Below are 16,180 nucleotides of genomic sequence, written 5' to 3' on the forward strand. Positions count from 1 at the left end.
CCTGGCCAGTCGATAACATTGCAGGCATGGCAGACTCAACGTTCGACATCGTTAGCAAGGTTGACCCGATGGAGGTCGACAATGCCCTCAACCAGGCCCACAAGGAAGTCGCCCAGCGCTACGACTTCAAGAACGTCGGCGCCTCGATCGAGATGAGCGGTGAGAAGGTGCTCATGAAGGCCAATTCCGAGGAGCGCGTCAAGGCGATCCTCGAGGTGTTCGAGTCGAAGCTGATCAAGCGCGGCATCTCGCTGCGCAGCCTCGACGCCGGCGCGCCCTTCGCGTCCGGCAAGGAATTCCGGATCGAGGCCGGGGTGAAGGCCGGCATCGACCAGGAGAACGCGAAGAAGATCAACAAGATCATCCGGGACGAGGGACCCAAGGGCGTCAAGAGCCAGATCCAGGGCGATGAACTGCGCGTCAGCTCGAAGAGCCGCGACGACCTGCAGGCCACGATGGCCCTGCTCAAGGGCAAGGATCTCGAGGTCGCACTGCAGTTCGTGAACTTCCGCTAGCCGAGGCATCGACCATCCGGTGTCTCCGCCAGTATGCTCGCAGCACATCCGTGAGTCTCAGCGAGGAGCGCCATGATCGACCGTGACCGGCTAGCCCGACTCCACCAGCGTGAACTGGCCACCTTCGCCGAACGCAATCCGAAGTCCGCCAGCGCGTACGAGAACGCGACCCATCTCTTCGGCAAGGTCCCGATGACCTGGATGAACAAGAAGGCCGGCGGGTTCCCGCTCTACCTCGCCACCGCGCGGGGCAACCGCGTCACCGACCTCGACGGGCACGAATACCTCGACTTCGCACTCGGGGACACCGGAGCGATGGCGGGGCACTCCCCCGCCGCCGTGGTCGACGCGATCGGGCGCCGCGTCTACGAACAGGGCGGCCTGACGACGATGCTCCCGACCGAGGACGCGGAGTGGGTGGGCGCGGAACTCACCCGCCGGTTCGGGGTCGACCGCTGGAGCTTCGCCCTCACCGCCACCGACGCGAACCGCTGGGCCATCCGTCTCGTGCGCGCCCTGACCGACCGGCCGAAGATCCTCTTCCACAGCTATTGCTATCACGGCAGCGTCGACGAGTCTCTGATCGTCGTCGGCCCGGACGGGGAGGGGATGAGCCGGCCTGGAAACGTCGGCGCCCCCGTCGACGTCACCGAGACGAGCCGGGTCGCCGAGTTCAACGACCTCGACGGACTCGAACGCCAGCTGAAGCACGGCGACGTCGCCGCGGTGCTGATCGAACCGGCACTGACCAACATCGGCATCGTCCTGCCCGATCCCGGCTATCACGACGGGGTGCGCGAACTCACCCGCCGCTACGGAGCGCTCCTCATCATCGACGAGACGCACACCTTCTCGGTCGGGCCCGGCGGGGCAACCCAGGCCTGGGGTCTCGACCCGGACGTCGTCGTGATCGGCAAGGCCATCGGCGGGGGTATTCCCAGTGGGGCATATGGCTTGTCGACCGAATTGGCCGACCGGGCGCTCGGCCGCACCGACCTCGATCTCGTCGACATGGGCGGGGTCGGCGGCACCCTGGCCGGCAGCCCGCTCTCGGTCGCCGCCATGCGCGCGACGCTCGAGCAGGTGCTCACTGATGCCGCGTTCGAGCAGATGATCGCCGCCGCCACGCTCTACACCGAGGGCATCCAGCGCATCTTCGACGAGCGCGACCTGCCCTGGTCGATCAACCAGCTCGGTGCGCGCGCCGAGTACCGCTTCGTCAAGCCATACCCCCGGAACGGCACGGAGTCCAACGCGGCCGCCGACGGCGACCTCGAGGACTTCCTGCACCTCTACCTGGCGAACCGGGGCATCCTGCTCACGCCGTTCCACAACATGGCGCTGATGAGCCCGGAGACGAGCGCCGAGGACGTGCAGGCCCACCTCGACGTGTTCGAGCAGGCGACCGCGGAGCTGCTCGGCCCCTGACCCGGAGTAGGACCGGCTGATCTGCGATCTACCGGCCCCGTATCCCCAGCGGCCTAGGTGAACGCCTTGGTGATGCTGATCACCGCGGGCGTGAGCAGCACGATGAAGAGCACCGGCAGGATGCAAAATATCAGCGGGAAAATGACCTTGACCGGTACTTTCATCGCCTGCTCTTCGGCCCGCTGGCGCCGGCGCAGCCGCATTTCGCCAGCCTGAACGCGCAGCACATCGGCAATGGCGATTCCGTAGCTGTCAGCCTGGATGACCGACCGGGTGAAGCGGCGCAGGTCGGCCGAGGAGGTGCGGGTGCTGAGCTCCTGATAGGCGTCCTTGCGTGAGCGGCCAATGCTCATGTCCTGGAGGGTACGAATGAACTCCTCGGCCAGGGGGCCCCTTCCGTTCGTCGCGGCCTTCGCCATCGCGGATTCGAAGCCGAGGCCGGCCTCGACGGCGATCGTCATCTGGTCGAGCGTGTCGGCGAGCGCGTTCTGGATCTGTTCCTGCCGTTTCTGCCCCCGGCTCAATATGAGCAGGTCAGGGACGAAGAAGCAGAGCAGCACGAGAGCGGCGCCGAGCGCGATCCGTACCGGTGAGGAGTCAGCACTGATCCACAGCCCCGCCATAAGCAGACCCCCGGCAGCCATGAGGGGTTTGGCGATCAGGATCTTGTCGATGGTCCAGGCGGGCGGACGGCCCGCCAGGACAATGTGGCGCTCGAGCTTTCCGAGATAGCCCCGGGGAACGATGTTCCGCGCCCGGAGAGTGAGCGGGTCCCGGGAAGCGCGTCCGAGCGTCCACGCGTCACCCCTCTCGGTGACCGGTGACGGAGCGCGTCCGCCGACCAGGATTCCGATGAGGGCGCCGAGTCCGCCGGCGACGGCAAGGGCGGCCAGGACAGCTATGAGTGATGGCATGGGATTCTCCTAGAACTTCACCTTGACGACGGCCATCATCCAGATCGAGCCGACGACGAGCAGAATGGCGGCGACCACCAGGGCTGCGGTTCCCCAGATGTTGCCGAGGAAGCCGCTGAAATAGGACGGCTGGGTCAACAGCAGGAAGGAGAAGACGCCGATCGGGAGGGCGATGAGCACGTAGGCGGACATCTTTCCTTCCGCGGCGAGCGCCTTCACCTGGCGGCGCAATTGGTTGCGCTCCCGGATGGTGTGTCCGACCTGATCGAGCACCTGGGACAGGTTGCCGCCCACTTCCCGGTTGATGCTGATGGCCTGGGCGACCCACTGGAAATCGTCGCTGCGCATACGCGTCGCTGTGTTGTCCAGCGCGTCGCTGAGGTCACGACCAATCCGGGTTTCATTCACGACCCTGGCGAATTCCTCGGTCGTGGGCGATTCCGTCTCTTGGGAGACGGCGTCGACCGCGCGGAGCAGACCGTGACCGGCACGCAGGGCGCCGGCGAGGAGCCCCAGCGACTCGTCGAGCTGGTCGGCGAACTGCGCGCGGCGCCGGGCGGTGCGGATCCGCAGCAGGACCATGGCACCGATCGGGGCGCAGGCCACACCGACGACCATGAGCGGAACCGTCCAGCCGGTGTCCGAACCCAGCAGGAGGCCGAAGAGCGCCAGCACGGTCGCTGCAGAGAAGACCATGAGCACGAACCCGGATGGCTGCATGCGGATGCCGGCCTGTTCCAGTTCCGCCGCACCAAACGGTATCGACGCCCGGCGGCGGATCATCACGTCGATGGCTGCAACCGTTCGGTCGGTCATCCTGGTGAGGGTCGACGCTTCCACGACGCTTCCGGGGGCACGGCGACGTTCGAGGGGAACCTTCGGGCCGCTCGGCGCGATGACCAGAAACACGAGCACGAGCAGGGCCAACAGCCCGGCCGCAATGCCGGCGTACAGGACGGGGCTCATCGCCGACCCCGCGTCACCAGTTCAGCCTGGAACACTCCGGGCGACAGGGGGATGCCCATCTCGCGGAATTTGTCGGCGAATCGCGGCCGCACCCCGGTCGCCACAGCGTGGCCGAGGACATGACCGTCTTCATCGACTCCGGCGGCGAAGTCGAACACGAAGGCATCCTGCAGCGTCACAATGTCACCCTCCATGCCCTGTACCTCGGTCACGTGAGTGATCCGGCGGGTGCCGTCCTTCAGCCGGCTGATCTGCACGATCACGTCGATGGCCGACGAAATCTGCTCCCGGATGGCGCGCAGCGGAAGGTCCATGCCTGCCATCAGGACCAGCGTTTCGAGCCTTGAGATCGCATCCCTTGGCGAGTTGGAGTGCACCGTCGAAATGGATCCCTCGTGGCCGGTGTTCATGGCCTGGAGCATGTCGAGGCTCTCCCCGCCGCGGCACTCTCCGATCACGATGCGGTCTGGACGCATCCGGAGCGAGTTCCGCACGAGGTCCCGAATGGTCACCTCACCCTTGCCCTCGATGTTGGCCGGCCTGGATTCGAGCCGGATGACGTGGTCCTGCTGCAGTTGGAGCTCGACGGCATCCTCGATGGTGATGATGCGCTCAGTGGCGGGGATGAATCCGGAGAGCACGTTCAGCAGCGTCGTCTTCCCGGTGCCGGTCCCGCCCGAGACGATGATGTTGAGCCGGGCGTTCACGCACGCCTCGAGCACCTCGGCTATGCCCGGGCTCAACGTACCGAGCCCGATCAAGTCGGCGGCGGTGAGCGGTTCACGCGCGAATTTGCGAATTGTGAGAGAGGATCCGTCGACCGCGAGCGGAGGGATGATGGCATTCACCCGCGACCCGTCGGCCAGGCGGGCATCGACCAGGGGTGAGGACTCGTCGATCCGACGACCGACCTTGGCAACGATCCGCTCGATGACCCGCCGGAGCTGGGCTTCACTGGTGAAGCTGGCGTCGCTGAGGGTGAGCTGGCCGTGTCGCTCGACGAAGATCTGTTCGTGGCCGTTGACCATGATCTCGGTCACGCTCTCGTCGCCCAGCAGGCGCTCGAGCGGACCGTATCCGAGCACGTCGGCACCGATCTCAGCGATGAGTCTGTTTCGCTCGCCTGGGCTGAGGGGCACCTGCTCGGCGGAGACGATCTTCACCAGTTCGACCCTGGCGAGGGCATGCAACTGCTCCTCGTCGAGACTCGAATCGGTGAGCCGAGTGCCGATCCGGCCGAAGAGTTCCTGGGCTGCCCGCTCCTTGAGTCCAGCAAGCGGGTCCACGGGGGCAGCAACCTTCAGGGGAAGCGGGAGCGACTCCTGATCGGCTGGTCTTGCCCTGTCAGCCTCGGAATCCCCTCCCGCCGCCGCGAGGGTCCCGCCTCTCTTGACGGAGTGATGCTGGGAACCAGCGCCTCTCGCGGCATCCACTCTTTCGTTCAGTTTCATGCGACAACCACCCTTCGATGCAGATGACCACGTTTCAGGAAAGCGCTGGGTTCGAACCGGTGCACCAACGCGGTGAGGGCGGTCGATGCGGGGTTTCTCCCCTTGGTCTGGAGGATAGGAATGCCGCGGTTGGTCGACAACGCGACAAGGGTGGATCGCGGAATGGCCACGTCGACGGGGACTCCGATTGTTGCCTCGATGTCGCGCACGCTGAGCCCGCTCTTGCGGTCGGCGAGGTTCAGCACCACGTGCCGAACGGGAGGCAGCATTCCGATGCTCGCGAGCACCGCCAGCTCCTTGCGCAATCCGCGCGCGCTGGGCACCGACATGTCGCACAGGAACACGGCGTCCGTTGCCAGTTCGAGTGCGGCGAGCGCGTGGTCCCCCAATCCGGGAGCAGTGTCGACGATGACGAACCGGAAGATGGACGAGAGCTGCCGAAGCAGGTGGCTGAGCTGATCCCCGGTGACCCGGTCGCCCTCGGCCGGGAGGTCTGCGCCGCACACGGTGTAGATGCCGCTCTGGTGAGCGGTCAGGAGGGTCTTCATCACGAGGGTGTCCTCCGGAGCGACGCCGGCGACCAGGTCAGGCAGGGTGTGAGCAGGGGCCAGCGACAGGGCCGTGGCAACATCCCCGAACTGCGTGTCCGCGTCCACGAGCACGACCGACAGCGGCGCAAGTTTGGCAAGGCCGACCGCAAGGTTGGTGGCGACCGTCGTCTTGCCGAGGCCGCCCTTGGGTGCCACCACCGCGATGATCTAGCTGCGCCCACCGTCCAGCGTCGGCAACGTGTCGACGGTCGGCTGCCGGATGTCCTGGGGAACGAGCGCTTCAGGTTCCCCGGCGAGGATGCGGACAAGATCGGGTTCCAGGACAGGTTCCAGCGCCGGTTCGAGTTCCACCAGGAACGGCCGAACCTCGCCGTACATCGGGGCTGGCCGGTCGAACCGGCTCGACCGCCGACCAGGAGAGATCACGGGCGTACGCTCCGCACTCCGGCTCAGTACCGGGTGAACGGTCCCTTCGGCGACCCAGCCGTTCCGCGGGCCTCGGTTCTCGCCAACGGTCACGATGCCGATGCCCGGGTAGAGCCTGGCCAGGCCGACCGAGAGTTCCCGCGCCCCGTCCCGGGACAGGAATGAACCCAGGAGCGCCGTGTCGGGTCGGTCTGCCGCCACCAGCCGGCCGAGGATCGCCGATGGGCCGAAGGCCAGAGACCGTCCCCTCACAAGGCGGAGGGCGCGTCCGAGGAGGACGTGCAACCGGGTTTCGAAGTCATGGCTGTGGCCGATGAGGAGCAGGCGGCTCATTGGAACACCGCATTCCCATCAACGACGCCCGCAGCGGTCTCATCCGCTGTCTTGGGTTCGACAGTGAGCCATACTGTTCCGAATTTCTGTCCCCAAACGAGCTTCTCGATGTCGGGCGTGGTGCGAGCGAGTGTGATCATGACCACGCTGACCGGTTCGGTCGGTGCGTCAGCGCCCTTCGCTGCCGGTGTCGTGGAGCCCTTCTGCACGGCGGTGACCAGTACCTTGTGGAAGACCTGCTTGGCCAGCGACACCTCCTCCGAGGCGCCGGCGACCTTCAGCGTTGCCGCGATCACGACACCAACGGTGTCGCCCGCTGTGATGGTGCCCCCGACGACCTGCTCAACGGGGAGCGCAATGGTGACCGTCTGCATGCCGTCGGGCAGCGCGATTTCACCGCGGGTGGCCAGTTCGGCAGCACTCACCCAGCGCGACGCGAGGAGTTGCTCACCCTGCTTGAGCGCCGTGTCCGCGACCTTCCCGCTGAGTTTGCCCAGATTCGTGACCCTCCCACGCACTGCCGCCATCGCCGGAATCTGTTTCACCGTGATGAACGAACCGATGGACTCCGCGGCCGTGCCTGCGGGGATCTCCTGGGAGACCACGTAGACCGGCACGAACGCGGCACCGTCCGCCGCGCGGGCGTCGGCGCCGCCGACATACCCGGTGAGGACGACCGTGCCGGCCACGGCCAGGACGATCGCGAGGATCGCGCCGATGAGTCGAGTTTTCATGTCATCTCCTACTTGATCAATGTGACGATGGTGTCGTTGAGATCCGGACCGCCAGGCCCGAATGCGTTGTCGATGGAGACCCACTTGGTGAACGTGCCCTGGATGCCCCGCCAACTGCCGTTCGGGCAGGTCAGACCGCTCGCGCAGATCGGGGCGAGCGGGTCGAGCACCTGAGTGGAGGGAAACTTCCAACCGGTGATGGTGAAACCGGCAAAGGCATAGATGCGGTATCTGGCGTTGGTTCCGGTGCCCTGGGTGAGGTCATAGATCGGGATGAGCACCGATTTGCCCAGGAGACTCGGCAGTTGGGACTTGCAGGCACTCGGTGCGTCCCCGCCCGCATCGCTGTCGACCCAGAGCTCTCCGGCGGCGTTGAGGTTCAAACTGAGGTTGATGGTTGCCTCGCACGGGGCCGTGGTGTTGTCGAGCCAGCCGAAGCCGCCGGGAATGATCTCCGTCGAGGGGAAGCGTTTGCAGGTCTTGTTGGTGTCGGTCCGGATGGTCACGTGGTTGCCCGAGGCCGCCAAAGACTCCTGGAACTCGCACCAGGAGAGCGCGAGCGCCAGCACCGGCCCAGACCCCACACCACCCCATTGCGCCGTGGCCGTTGCCCCCACAGTGGACGCAGGGATTCCGAGTATTGCCGCGAAGGGGTGGCTGATCGCCGGCGCATTCGTGCCGGACACGCGCGTGCTGGACCTGATGGTGACCTGGCCACTGACGGAGAAATCCGGGGCGAGCACGTTGGCGGCGCCGTCATTGGCGTTGCCGTTGGTGTAACTCGCGGCCAGGCCGCCCGGGTTGCTGCACACACCGTCGGAGCAATCCTCTGCGATCGCGAGCGCCGCGGCATCCGCCCCGTTTTGGAGCTGCCCACGTTCGGCATAGAGGGCGCCGACATCGATCGCGAATCCCACGGCCCCGATCAGCGGCACCAGCAGGAAGGCGAGCATCACGGCGCTGGCCCCGCGTTCGGAGCGAAGTCGAGATTTCATCCACCACATTGCATGACCCCCTTGCCAGTCAGAGGAATGTTGGCGCCGAAGAACCCCGTGACGAAGTCGACGGTGTAACGCGTTGTCACGGTGACGCTCGAACCGCCCACGCACGTGCCTGGGCTGACGTCGACGCCGCCCAGGGCGAGCAGCGGACTGAGCGAGGGTGCCGCGTCCCGCGCGGCGGCCTTGGCGTTGGCTGCGTTGTTGTGAATGGCCATGTACCGGGCACCCTCACGAGCGGCGTTGGTGATGGAGATCTGGGCGTTGAAGACCCGGCCGAACTCGATGACGCCGAACACCAGGATGACGAGAATCGGGAGGATGAGCGCGAACTCGATCGCTGCCGCGCCGCGTTCGCCTGCTGTGCTGCGCATGCGCATCATCGGACTGCCTTTCGGTGTGGGCGGCGGCGGCATCCTCGGGGGAAGCCGCCGCCACCGCACGAACCGGATCGACCGAATGGCCGACCGGATGCTGCTGTCGTTGCTACGGCGCCAGCTTGGTTGCGACGATGCCGAACTTGGTGTTGAGGTACGTGCCGATCAGTCCGACCGCACCGATGATAACGACCGCGATGAGCGAGACCATCAGGCCGTACTCGACCGCGGTGGCGCCTTCCTCGTCGGTGCGCATGCTGTTGATGAGGGCCTGGATTTTGGTGTAGAACTTCATTTCGGGTTTCCGTTCTGTCAAGCCGGCCGGGTCGACCGTGCGTGGTGAGGTGACGCTGATGCCCGCGGGGTGTTCGCTCCTCCCAGGGCGGGCCTGACTGGTCTGGGGGAAGATCGGGGGGGGTCTCGGCGGGCCTTCCCGAAGGGGTGAAGGCCTCCGACCGAGCGCAGCCGGGCGCGTGGCGCGGACCTAGGGGCCGATCTTGGCCGCGACGTCGCCGAACTTGGCGTTCAGGTACGTGCCGATCAGTCCGACGGCGGTCATGATGACGACCGCGATGAGCGAGACCATCAGGCCGTACTCCACCGCGGTGGCGCCTTCCTCGTCGGTGCGCATGCTGTTGATGACGGCCTGGATCCTGGTATAGGACTTCATCTCGGGTTTCCGTTCTGGGTGGGCCGGCCGGTCTGGGCGACCGGGCGATTGACCACAAGTTACGTTCGTCGAGAAAACCTCACCACGCCCCAGTGCAGGGGCTCCCTGTCTGGGGGGTAGCTGAATATTAGCTGAGTAAATCCTGACCATGGCATGACAATAACTCGCGACTCGGGTTTGTCGCGAGTGAGGCCGTCATTCGGGTGAGGGCCGGTCAGTTCGGGTGGCTCAGCCGAGCGCGCTGAATGGGCCTCCCGGCATACCGGCTGGACGAGGGTTCAGAACGGAGTCGGGCGGGAAGCCGCCGGAATCACGTGAACGCGGCCGCGACCGCGGACAATCGGGCAGAGGTACAGAAAAAGGGTGCACAAGCGCTCCTCGGGTGAAGCGAACTCGCCATCGGGTCGGCGACACCACCACCGTAGACCGATCGCACCGACGGGCTGCCCCCCGTGCCGGGGGTTTTTCGGCGCAGATTCGGAGCGGTGTTCAACCGGGTTCTAGGCGAGGAGCACGCCCAGGAAGGCACCGGCGAGCATGGACGGCCCGAACGGCAGGGAGCCCCGCAGGGTCACCCGGCGCCCCGCCAGGGCCACAAGCGAGACCAGGCTGCCGATCAGGAACCCCCCGAAGGAACCGACGAGCACCGGTGTCCAGCCCAGGTAGCCGAGGGCGAGGCCGATCACCGCGGCGAGTTTCACGTCGCCCATCCCGATGCCGCTCGGCGAGATCAGGGCGAGCACGAAGTAGAACACGAACAGTGCGGCACCGCCCGCGAGAGCCCCCAGCAGGGCCGACCACGACCCGGTTGCCGCAGCCGCGAACACCAGCAGCACCGGCAGCACGAGCAGCGACGGGTAGACGAGCGCATTGGGCAACCGCTTCTCGGCGAGGTCGACCACGCTGAGCACCACCGAAGTGAGGGCCAGGTACAGGTACGCGGGCAGCTCCCAGCCCGGTCCGAACTTCCAGACCACCAGTGCGACGAGGGCACCTGTGGCCACGACGCCCGCGGCCCGAACAGGCCAGGCGAAGCGCCGACGAATACGCAGCATCCGTTCGGCGATGCGCACGAGCGGTACCCCGAGAGCGCTGCCGATCACCCCGGCGACGATAGCGACCCAGGGTGCCACGCGGGTCTAGCCCTCGCCGCGGGAGATCTCGACCATCTCGTCGCGGGGAACGACCTTGATCCGCACGCGCCCCTCGGCCGTGCCCAGCGCGAGCTCCTGCTGGTCGAGGCGGTGCCAGCCCTCGAGGTTGGTGTACTCGATCCCGCGTTCGTCGAGCATCGCCAGCACGCTCTCCTCCGATGGCTCGGCCGGGTGCCACCAATTGCCCAGGTCGTTGATCAGGTGCCGCACGGTTTCCATCGCGTCGGACTTGGTGTGGCCGATCAGGCCGACCGGGCCGCGCTTGATCCAGCCAGTCGCGTAGACGCCGTAGAGCTGCTGGTTGGCGCTGGCCGAACCGGAGCCCGGCTCGCCCTTCCAGAGCACCTGGCCCTCGCGGTTGGGGATGACGCCGCGCTTCTTGTCGAACGGCACACCGGGCAGCGGGGAGCCGAAGTAGCCCACGGCGCGGTAGACGGCCTGCATCGGGAGGTCGCGGACCTCACCGGTGCCGACGACTCCGCCGTGGCCGTCCGGCCTGGTGCGCTCATACCGGATCGCGCCGACCCGGCCCGCGCCGTCGTCGACGATCTCGACCGGCTTCGCGAAGAAGTGCAGGTGCAGCCGGCGGCTGGCGGTGCCGGCCGGGCGTTCGCGCCACTTGTTCAGCACCTTGTCGATCACGAAGACCTGCTTGTTGCTGGCCACCGCATCCCGTGCGGCGTCGTCGTAGTCGAAGTCCTCGTCGTAGAGGACGATGTCGACGCCCGGCAGCTCGCCGAGTTCGCGCAGTTCGAGCGGGGTGAACTTGACCGAGGTCGGGCCTCGGCGGCCGAAGACGTGCACGTCGGTCACCGCGGACGCCTTGAGACCCTCGTAGACGTTGGCCGGGATCTCGGTGGGCAGCAGGTCGTCGGCGTGCTTGGCGAGCATGCGCGAGACATCCAGGGCCACGTTCCCGTTGCCGATGACCGCTACCTGCCTGGCCTCGAGCGGCCAGGTGCGCGGGTAGTCGGGATGCCCGTCGAACCAGCTGACGAACCGGGCGGCTCCGTAGGAGCCCGCCAGGTCGATCCCGGGGATCCTGAGATCGGCGTCGCGCACGGCCCCGGTGGCGAAGATGACCGCGTTGTAGTGCGTCTTCAGGTCGTCCATCGTGATGTCGACCCCGAAGCGCACGTTGCCGAAGACCCGGATGTCGCCGCGGTCGAGCACGTCGCGCAGCGCGGTGATGATGCCCTTGATCCGCGGGTGGTCGGGTGCGACGCCGTAGCGAACCAGACCGTAGGGTGCCGGAAGGTGATCGAACAGGTCGATCGACACCTCGAAATTCCGTTCGGCCTTGAGCAGGATGTCGGCGGCGTAGATGCCCGCAGGTCCCGCGCCGACAATGGCCAATCGCAACTTGGTCATGGAAGCCTTTCTAACTGGATCGCTCGACGATCGTGTCCGCGAATCGGGTGAGCGCCTTCTTCACGGATCCGTCGGGCAGCGGGGAGAGCGCGGCGACGGCGTCGCGCGCCCAGCCGTGCGCCTCGGTGAGGGTCTGGGTGGTGACGTCGTGCTCGCGGAGGGCGGCAATCGCCGAGTCCGCCGCGTCGCCGGCAGGGGCGCCGGGGGACATCACATCGCGTTCGAGCCTGGCCAGCAGGGCGGCCGCGCCCGGGTCGCGGGGTGCGCGTTCCCGAAGCCGGAGCACCGGCAGGGTCGCCACACCGGCGCGAAGGTCGGTGCCGGCGAACTTGCCCGTTTCCTCGGGCTGGGGCGACAGGTCGAGCACGTCGTCGATGAGCTGGAAGGCGACGCCGATCTTCTCGCCGAACTGCACCACCGGCCGCTCGAAGTCATCGGGCGCGTCGGAGAAGATGACCCCGGCCTGGGCCGCGGCCGCGATCAACGACCCGGTCTTGTCGGCGAGCACCTGGATGTAGTGCTCCACCGGGTCCTCACCATCGTGCGGCCCGACGGTCTCGTGCAGCTGGCCGAGCACGAGGCGTTCGAAGGTGTCGGCCTGCAGCCGGATCGCCCGCTCGCCCAGCCGGGCCATCAACTGGCTCGCCCGCGCGAACAGAAGGTCCCCGGTGAGGATCGCGATGGAGTTTCCCCACACGGTCTGGGCGCTGGGCACGCCGCGGCGCTGGTGCGCGTCGTCCATCACATCATCGTGGTACAGCGAGGCCAGGTGGGTGATCTCGATCGCGGTTGCGGCCGTGACCACGTCGTCGAGGACGCCGCTGCCGAGGTGCGCGGTGAGGAGGGCGAGCATGGGGCGCACCCGCTTGCCGCCGGCGTTCAGGAGGTACCGGCTGGTGACGTTCGCGACCTCATCGGCGAAGATGACCTCGCCGAGCAGGCTCGCCTCGACCTGTTCGAGGCCGACGTCGATGCCGGCCGCCAGACCGCGGTCGCCCTTCGACGAGAAAATGCGATCGCTGAGGCCGAGCTGGCTCGTCACGGAAGAGCCGCGGCGGAACAGGGGCACGCTCGGTTTCACTCTGTCAGCCTATCGATCGGAACGGGGAGGACTCAGGAAGTGGTGTCCGCTGCGGTCGCGTCCGCTGCGTTCGCCGGCTTGACGCCGCGATGCAGGGCCACGATGCCCAGGGACAGATTGCGATACGCCACGGCCTGGTAGCCGGCATCCCGCAGCCAGCCGCTCAGGGTGGACTGGTCAGGCCAGGCCGCGATCGACTCGCCGAGGTAGTCGTAGGCCTCGGCGTTCGACGATGCGAGTTTCACGACGAGGGGCATGACGTGGTGGAGGTACGCGAAGTAGGCGGCGCAGATCGGCGCGACGGGCGGGGTGGAGAACTCGCAGATGACGAGGCGCCCGCCGGGCTTGGTCACCCGGTAGAACTCGGCGAGGGCCTTCTTCGGCTCGACGACGTTCCGCAGTCCGAACGAGATCGTCACGGCGTCGAACTCGTTGTCGGCGAATGGCAGCGCGGTGGCGTCCGCCTGCACGAACTCGATCAACGGATTGTCGGCGTGGCGCTCCCGGCCGACCCGGATCATGCCCGCCGAGAAGTCGGCGGCCACGACATGCGCGCCGGTCCTGGTCAGCGCCGCGCTCGAGGTGCCGGTGCCGGCCGCGATGTCGAGGATCCGGTCGCCCGGTTGCGGGGCCACGGCTCGGGTGGCCGCCATCCGCCAGAGCGCCGCGTTCCCGACCGACAGCACCGCATTCGTGCGGTCGTAGTGGGTGGAGACCTGGTCGAACATGGCAGCAACCTGCTCGGGCTGCTTATTGAGGTCTGCTCTGCTCACTCCCCCAGTCTAGATTGCCTGCGCGCACGCCTGGCCTCCACCCTGCTGGCATAGGCTGGGCGAGTGAATGCGCAGGCCCTGACGGTCGAAACCACTCCTATCGCCGATGTCCGCCAACTCATCCTTCTGCTCGACAGCCACGAACCGCTGTTGTGGATGCGACGCAACCAGGGCCTGGCCGGCATCGGCACCGCCCTGCGGCTCGAATTCTCCGGACCGACCCGATTGACGGATGCCGCAGCCGCCTGGCGCGACGTCGTCGCCGCGGCCACCGTGACCGATCCGCTCTCTCGCACCGGCACCGGGCTGCTCGCCTTCGGGGCGTTCGCCTTCGACGCGTCCTCGGCGCAGACCAGCGTACTGATCGTGCCCCAGGTCATCGTCGGCCGCGAAGACGGCAAGTGCTGGGCCACCCGGATCTGGCCCACCGGCGGCACCAGGCCGGATATCCCGCTCGCCCTCCGGCCGCTCGGCAACGAGTACCGCATCTCCCTCCTGCCTGGCGCGCTGACCGCGGACGGCTACCGCACCGCGGTGGGCGAGGCCATCGGCCGGGTCGCCGCCGCCGACCTCAACAAAGTCGTTCTGGCTCGCGACCTCGTCGGGCGCCTGCCAGCCGAATCCGACCTGCGCCGGGCCGTGAGCGAACTCGCCCTGGGCTACCCGGACTGCTGGACCTATGCGGTCGACGGGCTCGTCGGGTCGAGCCCCGAAACGCTGATCCGCGCCGACCACGGCGAGGTGAACGCGCGGGTGCTGGCCGGCACGATGTCCCGCGGTGCGGACGCGGCATCCGACCTCGAGGCCGCGCTCCACCTCGCCACCTCGTCCAAGGACGGCGACGAGCACGCGTTCGCCGTGCAGAGCGTGCTTGCCTCACTGCGGCCGCACACCTCGCACCTGACCACGAGCGAGATCCCGTTCACCGTGAAACTGCCCAATCTGTGGCACCTCGCGACGGATGTCGAGGGCACCCTCAGCGACGGATCCAACTCCCTCGACCTGATTGCGGCGATGCATCCGACCGCCGCGGTCGCCGGCACGCCGACCGAGGCCGCGCTCGCGCTGATCCGCGAGCTGGAGCCGTTCGACCGCGGCCGGTATGCCGGGCCGGTCGGCTGGGTCGGCGCCGACGGTGACGGCGAGTGGGCGATCGCGCTTCGCTGCGCGCAGGTCACCCCCACCGGCGACGTCACGGCCTACGCCGGCTGCGGGATCGTGCTGGACTCCGAACCCGACCGCGAACTCGCCGAAACCCGGATGAAGTTCCGCCCGATCGTCGAGGCTTTCGGCTGACCTGCCCCGGCTCTGCGCCGCCCCGCCCGCCGAGCGCCGCCGCCCGTCGAGATCGTCCTTTCCGGTCGAGACCGACCGGCGTGCGAGTCGGCTTCGACCGGAAAGGACGATCTCGACGCGGGGCGCGGGGCGCGGGAGGGACGGGTCAGGTCGCGGCCAGGCGGGCCTTCTCGGCGGCCACGTCGAAGGCGGCCGGCGGCCATTCGAGGCGCAGACCCTCGAGGGCGCCGATGAGCAGGCGCTGCACGGCGAGGCGGGCGTACCATTTCTTCTCGGCCGGCACCACGAACCAGGGGGCGGTCGGCGTCGACGTGCGCTCCAGGGCGAGCTGGTAAGCCTCCTGGTAGTCATCCCAGCGCATCCGTTCGTCGACGTCTCCCGGGTTGTACTTCCAGTGCTTGTCGGGGCGGTCGAGCCGCTCCATCAGCCGCGCCTTCTGGTCGGCCGAGCCGATCTGCAGCATGACCTTGACGATCGTGGTTCCCTCGTCGGCGAGCTGCTGCTCGAACTCCCTGATCTGGCCGTAGCGCGCCTCGAGCTCGGCCGGCGGGGCAAGGCTGCGCACCCGGGCGATCAGCACATCCTCGTAGTGCGAGCGGTCGAAGACCCCGATCAGGCCGGCGTCCGGCAGGCGCCTTCGCACCCGCCAGAGGAAGTCGTGCGCCCGCTCCTCCTCGGTCGGCGCCTTGAACGCGTACAGTCGGATGCCCTGCGGGTCGACCGAGCCGACGACGTGCCGCACGATCCCGCCCTTGCCTGCGGTGTCCAACGCCTGCAGCACGAGCAGCACCCGGCGGGTGTCGCCGAACTTGCTTCCGGCGAAGAGCTTCTCCTGCAGGGTGGAGAGCACGCCGGCCCCCTCGGCGAGGGCCTCGTCCGCGTTCCGCTTGTCCACTCCCTCGAAGCCGGGGGTTGAGCCAGGGTCAACCTCGGAAAGCCGGAAACACGGCCCCACCCGGAGCAGCGAGATCGGGTCGTCGTTCCAGAACTTCTTCGTGAGGTCGCCCACGGTGCACCCTTCGTCACGCTTCAGCCAGTGCCGCCGATCATTCGCCGGTGGAGGCCATTCTGGCGCAGCGGCACCGCGCCGCGCCAGGGCGGCGACCCGGCGGGCGGGCGGGGCCGGGCTACCGGGCCGGGCG

General features: G+C 67.7%; 18 protein-coding genes. 3 read left to right on the forward strand and 15 right to left on the reverse strand.

Annotation, left to right across the window (positions count from 1 at the left end):
* Positions 1 to 26: 26 nt before the first annotated feature.
* Both E3T48_RS11530 and E3T48_RS11535 read left to right on the forward strand, forming a co-directional pair.
* Entirely contained in the window at positions 27 to 515 is a 489-nt protein-coding gene (locus E3T48_RS11530) for a YajQ family cyclic di-GMP-binding protein (protein ID WP_134524185.1), read from the forward strand.
* A 72-nt stretch (positions 516 to 587) separates the two neighbouring features.
* The gene (locus tag E3T48_RS11535; protein WP_134524186.1) at positions 588 to 1,943 is read left to right on the forward strand and encodes a transaminase; all 1,356 of its coding nucleotides are present in this window, start codon (positions 588 to 590) and stop codon (positions 1,941 to 1,943) included.
* A 53-nt stretch (positions 1,944 to 1,996) separates the two neighbouring features.
* Here E3T48_RS11535 and E3T48_RS11540 read toward each other — a convergent pair whose 3' ends face one another.
* From E3T48_RS11540 to ubiE, 14 genes are all read right to left on the reverse strand, one after another.
* Positions 1,997 to 2,857: a type II secretion system F family protein gene (locus tag E3T48_RS11540; RefSeq protein ID WP_134524187.1), complete on the reverse strand. Its 861-nt coding sequence runs from the start codon at positions 2,855 to 2,857 to the stop codon at positions 1,997 to 1,999.
* A 9-nt stretch (positions 2,858 to 2,866) separates the two neighbouring features.
* Positions 2,867 to 3,823 (reverse strand): type II secretion system F family protein, encoded by a 957-nt coding sequence (locus E3T48_RS11545; RefSeq protein WP_134524188.1) that lies wholly within the window; start codon positions 3,821 to 3,823, stop codon positions 2,867 to 2,869.
* Entirely contained in the window at positions 3,820 to 5,274 is a 1,455-nt protein-coding gene (locus E3T48_RS11550; protein ID WP_134524189.1) for a TadA family conjugal transfer-associated ATPase, read from the reverse strand. Before E3T48_RS11550 ends, E3T48_RS11545 begins: the two co-directional genes overlap by 4 nt.
* The gene (locus E3T48_RS11555; protein WP_166789715.1) at positions 5,271 to 6,020 is read right to left on the reverse strand and encodes a CpaE/TadZ family protein; all 750 of its coding nucleotides are present in this window, start codon (positions 6,018 to 6,020) and stop codon (positions 5,271 to 5,273) included. Before E3T48_RS11555 ends, E3T48_RS11550 begins: the two co-directional genes overlap by 4 nt.
* Positions 6,021 to 6,032: 12 nt before the next feature.
* The gene (locus E3T48_RS11560) at positions 6,033 to 6,584 is read right to left on the reverse strand and encodes a hypothetical protein (protein WP_134524191.1); all 552 of its coding nucleotides are present in this window, start codon (positions 6,582 to 6,584) and stop codon (positions 6,033 to 6,035) included.
* Complete coding sequence (gene cpaB / locus E3T48_RS11565; protein WP_134524192.1) at positions 6,581 to 7,318, reverse strand: Flp pilus assembly protein CpaB; 738 nt, start codon at positions 7,316 to 7,318, stop codon at positions 6,581 to 6,583. Before cpaB ends, E3T48_RS11560 begins: the two co-directional genes overlap by 4 nt.
* A gap of 8 nt (positions 7,319 to 7,326) precedes the next feature.
* Positions 7,327 to 8,274 (reverse strand): Tad domain-containing protein, encoded by a 948-nt coding sequence (locus E3T48_RS11570; RefSeq protein WP_166789716.1) that lies wholly within the window; start codon positions 8,272 to 8,274, stop codon positions 7,327 to 7,329.
* A gap of 35 nt (positions 8,275 to 8,309) precedes the next feature.
* Complete coding sequence (locus tag E3T48_RS11575; protein ID WP_241986782.1) at positions 8,310 to 8,690, reverse strand: TadE/TadG family type IV pilus assembly protein; 381 nt, start codon at positions 8,688 to 8,690, stop codon at positions 8,310 to 8,312.
* 112 nt (positions 8,691 to 8,802) lie between these two features.
* The gene (locus E3T48_RS11580; RefSeq protein WP_134524195.1) at positions 8,803 to 8,988 is read right to left on the reverse strand and encodes a Flp family type IVb pilin; all 186 of its coding nucleotides are present in this window, start codon (positions 8,986 to 8,988) and stop codon (positions 8,803 to 8,805) included.
* 189 nt (positions 8,989 to 9,177) lie between these two features.
* Positions 9,178 to 9,363, reverse strand: a complete 186-nt coding sequence (locus E3T48_RS11585) for a Flp family type IVb pilin (RefSeq protein WP_134524196.1) — start codon at positions 9,361 to 9,363, stop codon at positions 9,178 to 9,180.
* 500 nt (positions 9,364 to 9,863) lie between these two features.
* Entirely contained in the window at positions 9,864 to 10,496 is a 633-nt protein-coding gene (locus E3T48_RS11590) for a prepilin peptidase (RefSeq protein ID WP_134524197.1), read from the reverse strand.
* 6 nt (positions 10,497 to 10,502) lie between these two features.
* Complete coding sequence (locus tag E3T48_RS11595; RefSeq protein WP_134524198.1) at positions 10,503 to 11,888, reverse strand: FAD-dependent oxidoreductase; 1,386 nt, start codon at positions 11,886 to 11,888, stop codon at positions 10,503 to 10,505.
* 10 nt (positions 11,889 to 11,898) lie between these two features.
* Complete coding sequence (locus tag E3T48_RS11600) at positions 11,899 to 12,969, reverse strand: polyprenyl synthetase family protein (protein WP_134524199.1); 1,071 nt, start codon at positions 12,967 to 12,969, stop codon at positions 11,899 to 11,901.
* A gap of 32 nt (positions 12,970 to 13,001) precedes the next feature.
* Positions 13,002 to 13,742: a bifunctional demethylmenaquinone methyltransferase/2-methoxy-6-polyprenyl-1,4-benzoquinol methylase UbiE gene (ubiE, locus tag E3T48_RS11605; RefSeq protein WP_134524200.1), complete on the reverse strand. Its 741-nt coding sequence runs from the start codon at positions 13,740 to 13,742 to the stop codon at positions 13,002 to 13,004.
* 63 nt (positions 13,743 to 13,805) lie between these two features.
* On the opposite strand from ubiE, the gene E3T48_RS11610 reads away from it, so the two are divergent.
* A complete protein-coding gene (locus E3T48_RS11610; protein WP_241986783.1) occupies positions 13,806 to 15,038 on the forward strand; it encodes an isochorismate synthase in 1,233 nt (410 codons plus the stop codon).
* A 145-nt stretch (positions 15,039 to 15,183) separates the two neighbouring features.
* Here E3T48_RS11610 and E3T48_RS11615 read toward each other — a convergent pair whose 3' ends face one another.
* Complete coding sequence (locus E3T48_RS11615; RefSeq protein WP_420898371.1) at positions 15,184 to 16,008, reverse strand: PPK2 family polyphosphate kinase; 825 nt, start codon at positions 16,006 to 16,008, stop codon at positions 15,184 to 15,186.
* Between the last annotated feature and the right edge of the window lie 172 nt (positions 16,009 to 16,180).

This window comes from Cryobacterium fucosi (assembly GCF_004403515.1).
In the GTDB taxonomy this organism is placed as follows: Bacteria; Actinomycetota; Actinomycetes; order Actinomycetales; family Microbacteriaceae; genus Cryobacterium; species Cryobacterium fucosi.

Coding starts and splice junctions, on each gene's coding strand:
- E3T48_RS11595 (WP_134524198.1), bottom strand. CDS start 11,888: ATGACCAAGTTGCGATTGGCCATTGTCGGCGCGGGACCTGCGGGCATC.
- E3T48_RS11560 (WP_134524191.1), bottom strand. CDS start 6,584: ATGAGCCGCCTGCTCCTCATCGGCCACAGCCATGACTTCGAAACCCGG.
- E3T48_RS11540 (WP_134524187.1), bottom strand. CDS start 2,857: ATGCCATCACTCATAGCTGTCCTGGCCGCCCTTGCCGTCGCCGGCGGA.
- E3T48_RS11545 (WP_134524188.1), bottom strand. CDS start 3,823: ATGAGCCCCGTCCTGTACGCCGGCATTGCGGCCGGGCTGTTGGCCCTG.
- E3T48_RS11550 (WP_134524189.1), bottom strand. CDS start 5,274: ATGAAACTGAACGAAAGAGTGGATGCCGCGAGAGGCGCTGGTTCCCAG.
- E3T48_RS11580 (WP_134524195.1), bottom strand. CDS start 8,988: ATGAAGTTCTACACCAAAATCCAGGCCCTCATCAACAGCATGCGCACC.
- E3T48_RS11575 (WP_241986782.1), bottom strand. CDS start 8,690: ATGCGCAGCACAGCAGGCGAACGCGGCGCGGCAGCGATCGAGTTCGCG.
- cpaB (WP_134524192.1), bottom strand. CDS start 7,318: ATGAAAACTCGACTCATCGGCGCGATCCTCGCGATCGTCCTGGCCGTG.
- E3T48_RS11585 (WP_134524196.1), bottom strand. CDS start 9,363: ATGAAGTCCTATACCAGGATCCAGGCCGTCATCAACAGCATGCGCACC.
- E3T48_RS11535 (WP_134524186.1), top strand. CDS start 588: ATGATCGACCGTGACCGGCTAGCCCGACTCCACCAGCGTGAACTGGCC.
- E3T48_RS11530 (WP_134524185.1), top strand. CDS start 27: ATGGCAGACTCAACGTTCGACATCGTTAGCAAGGTTGACCCGATGGAG.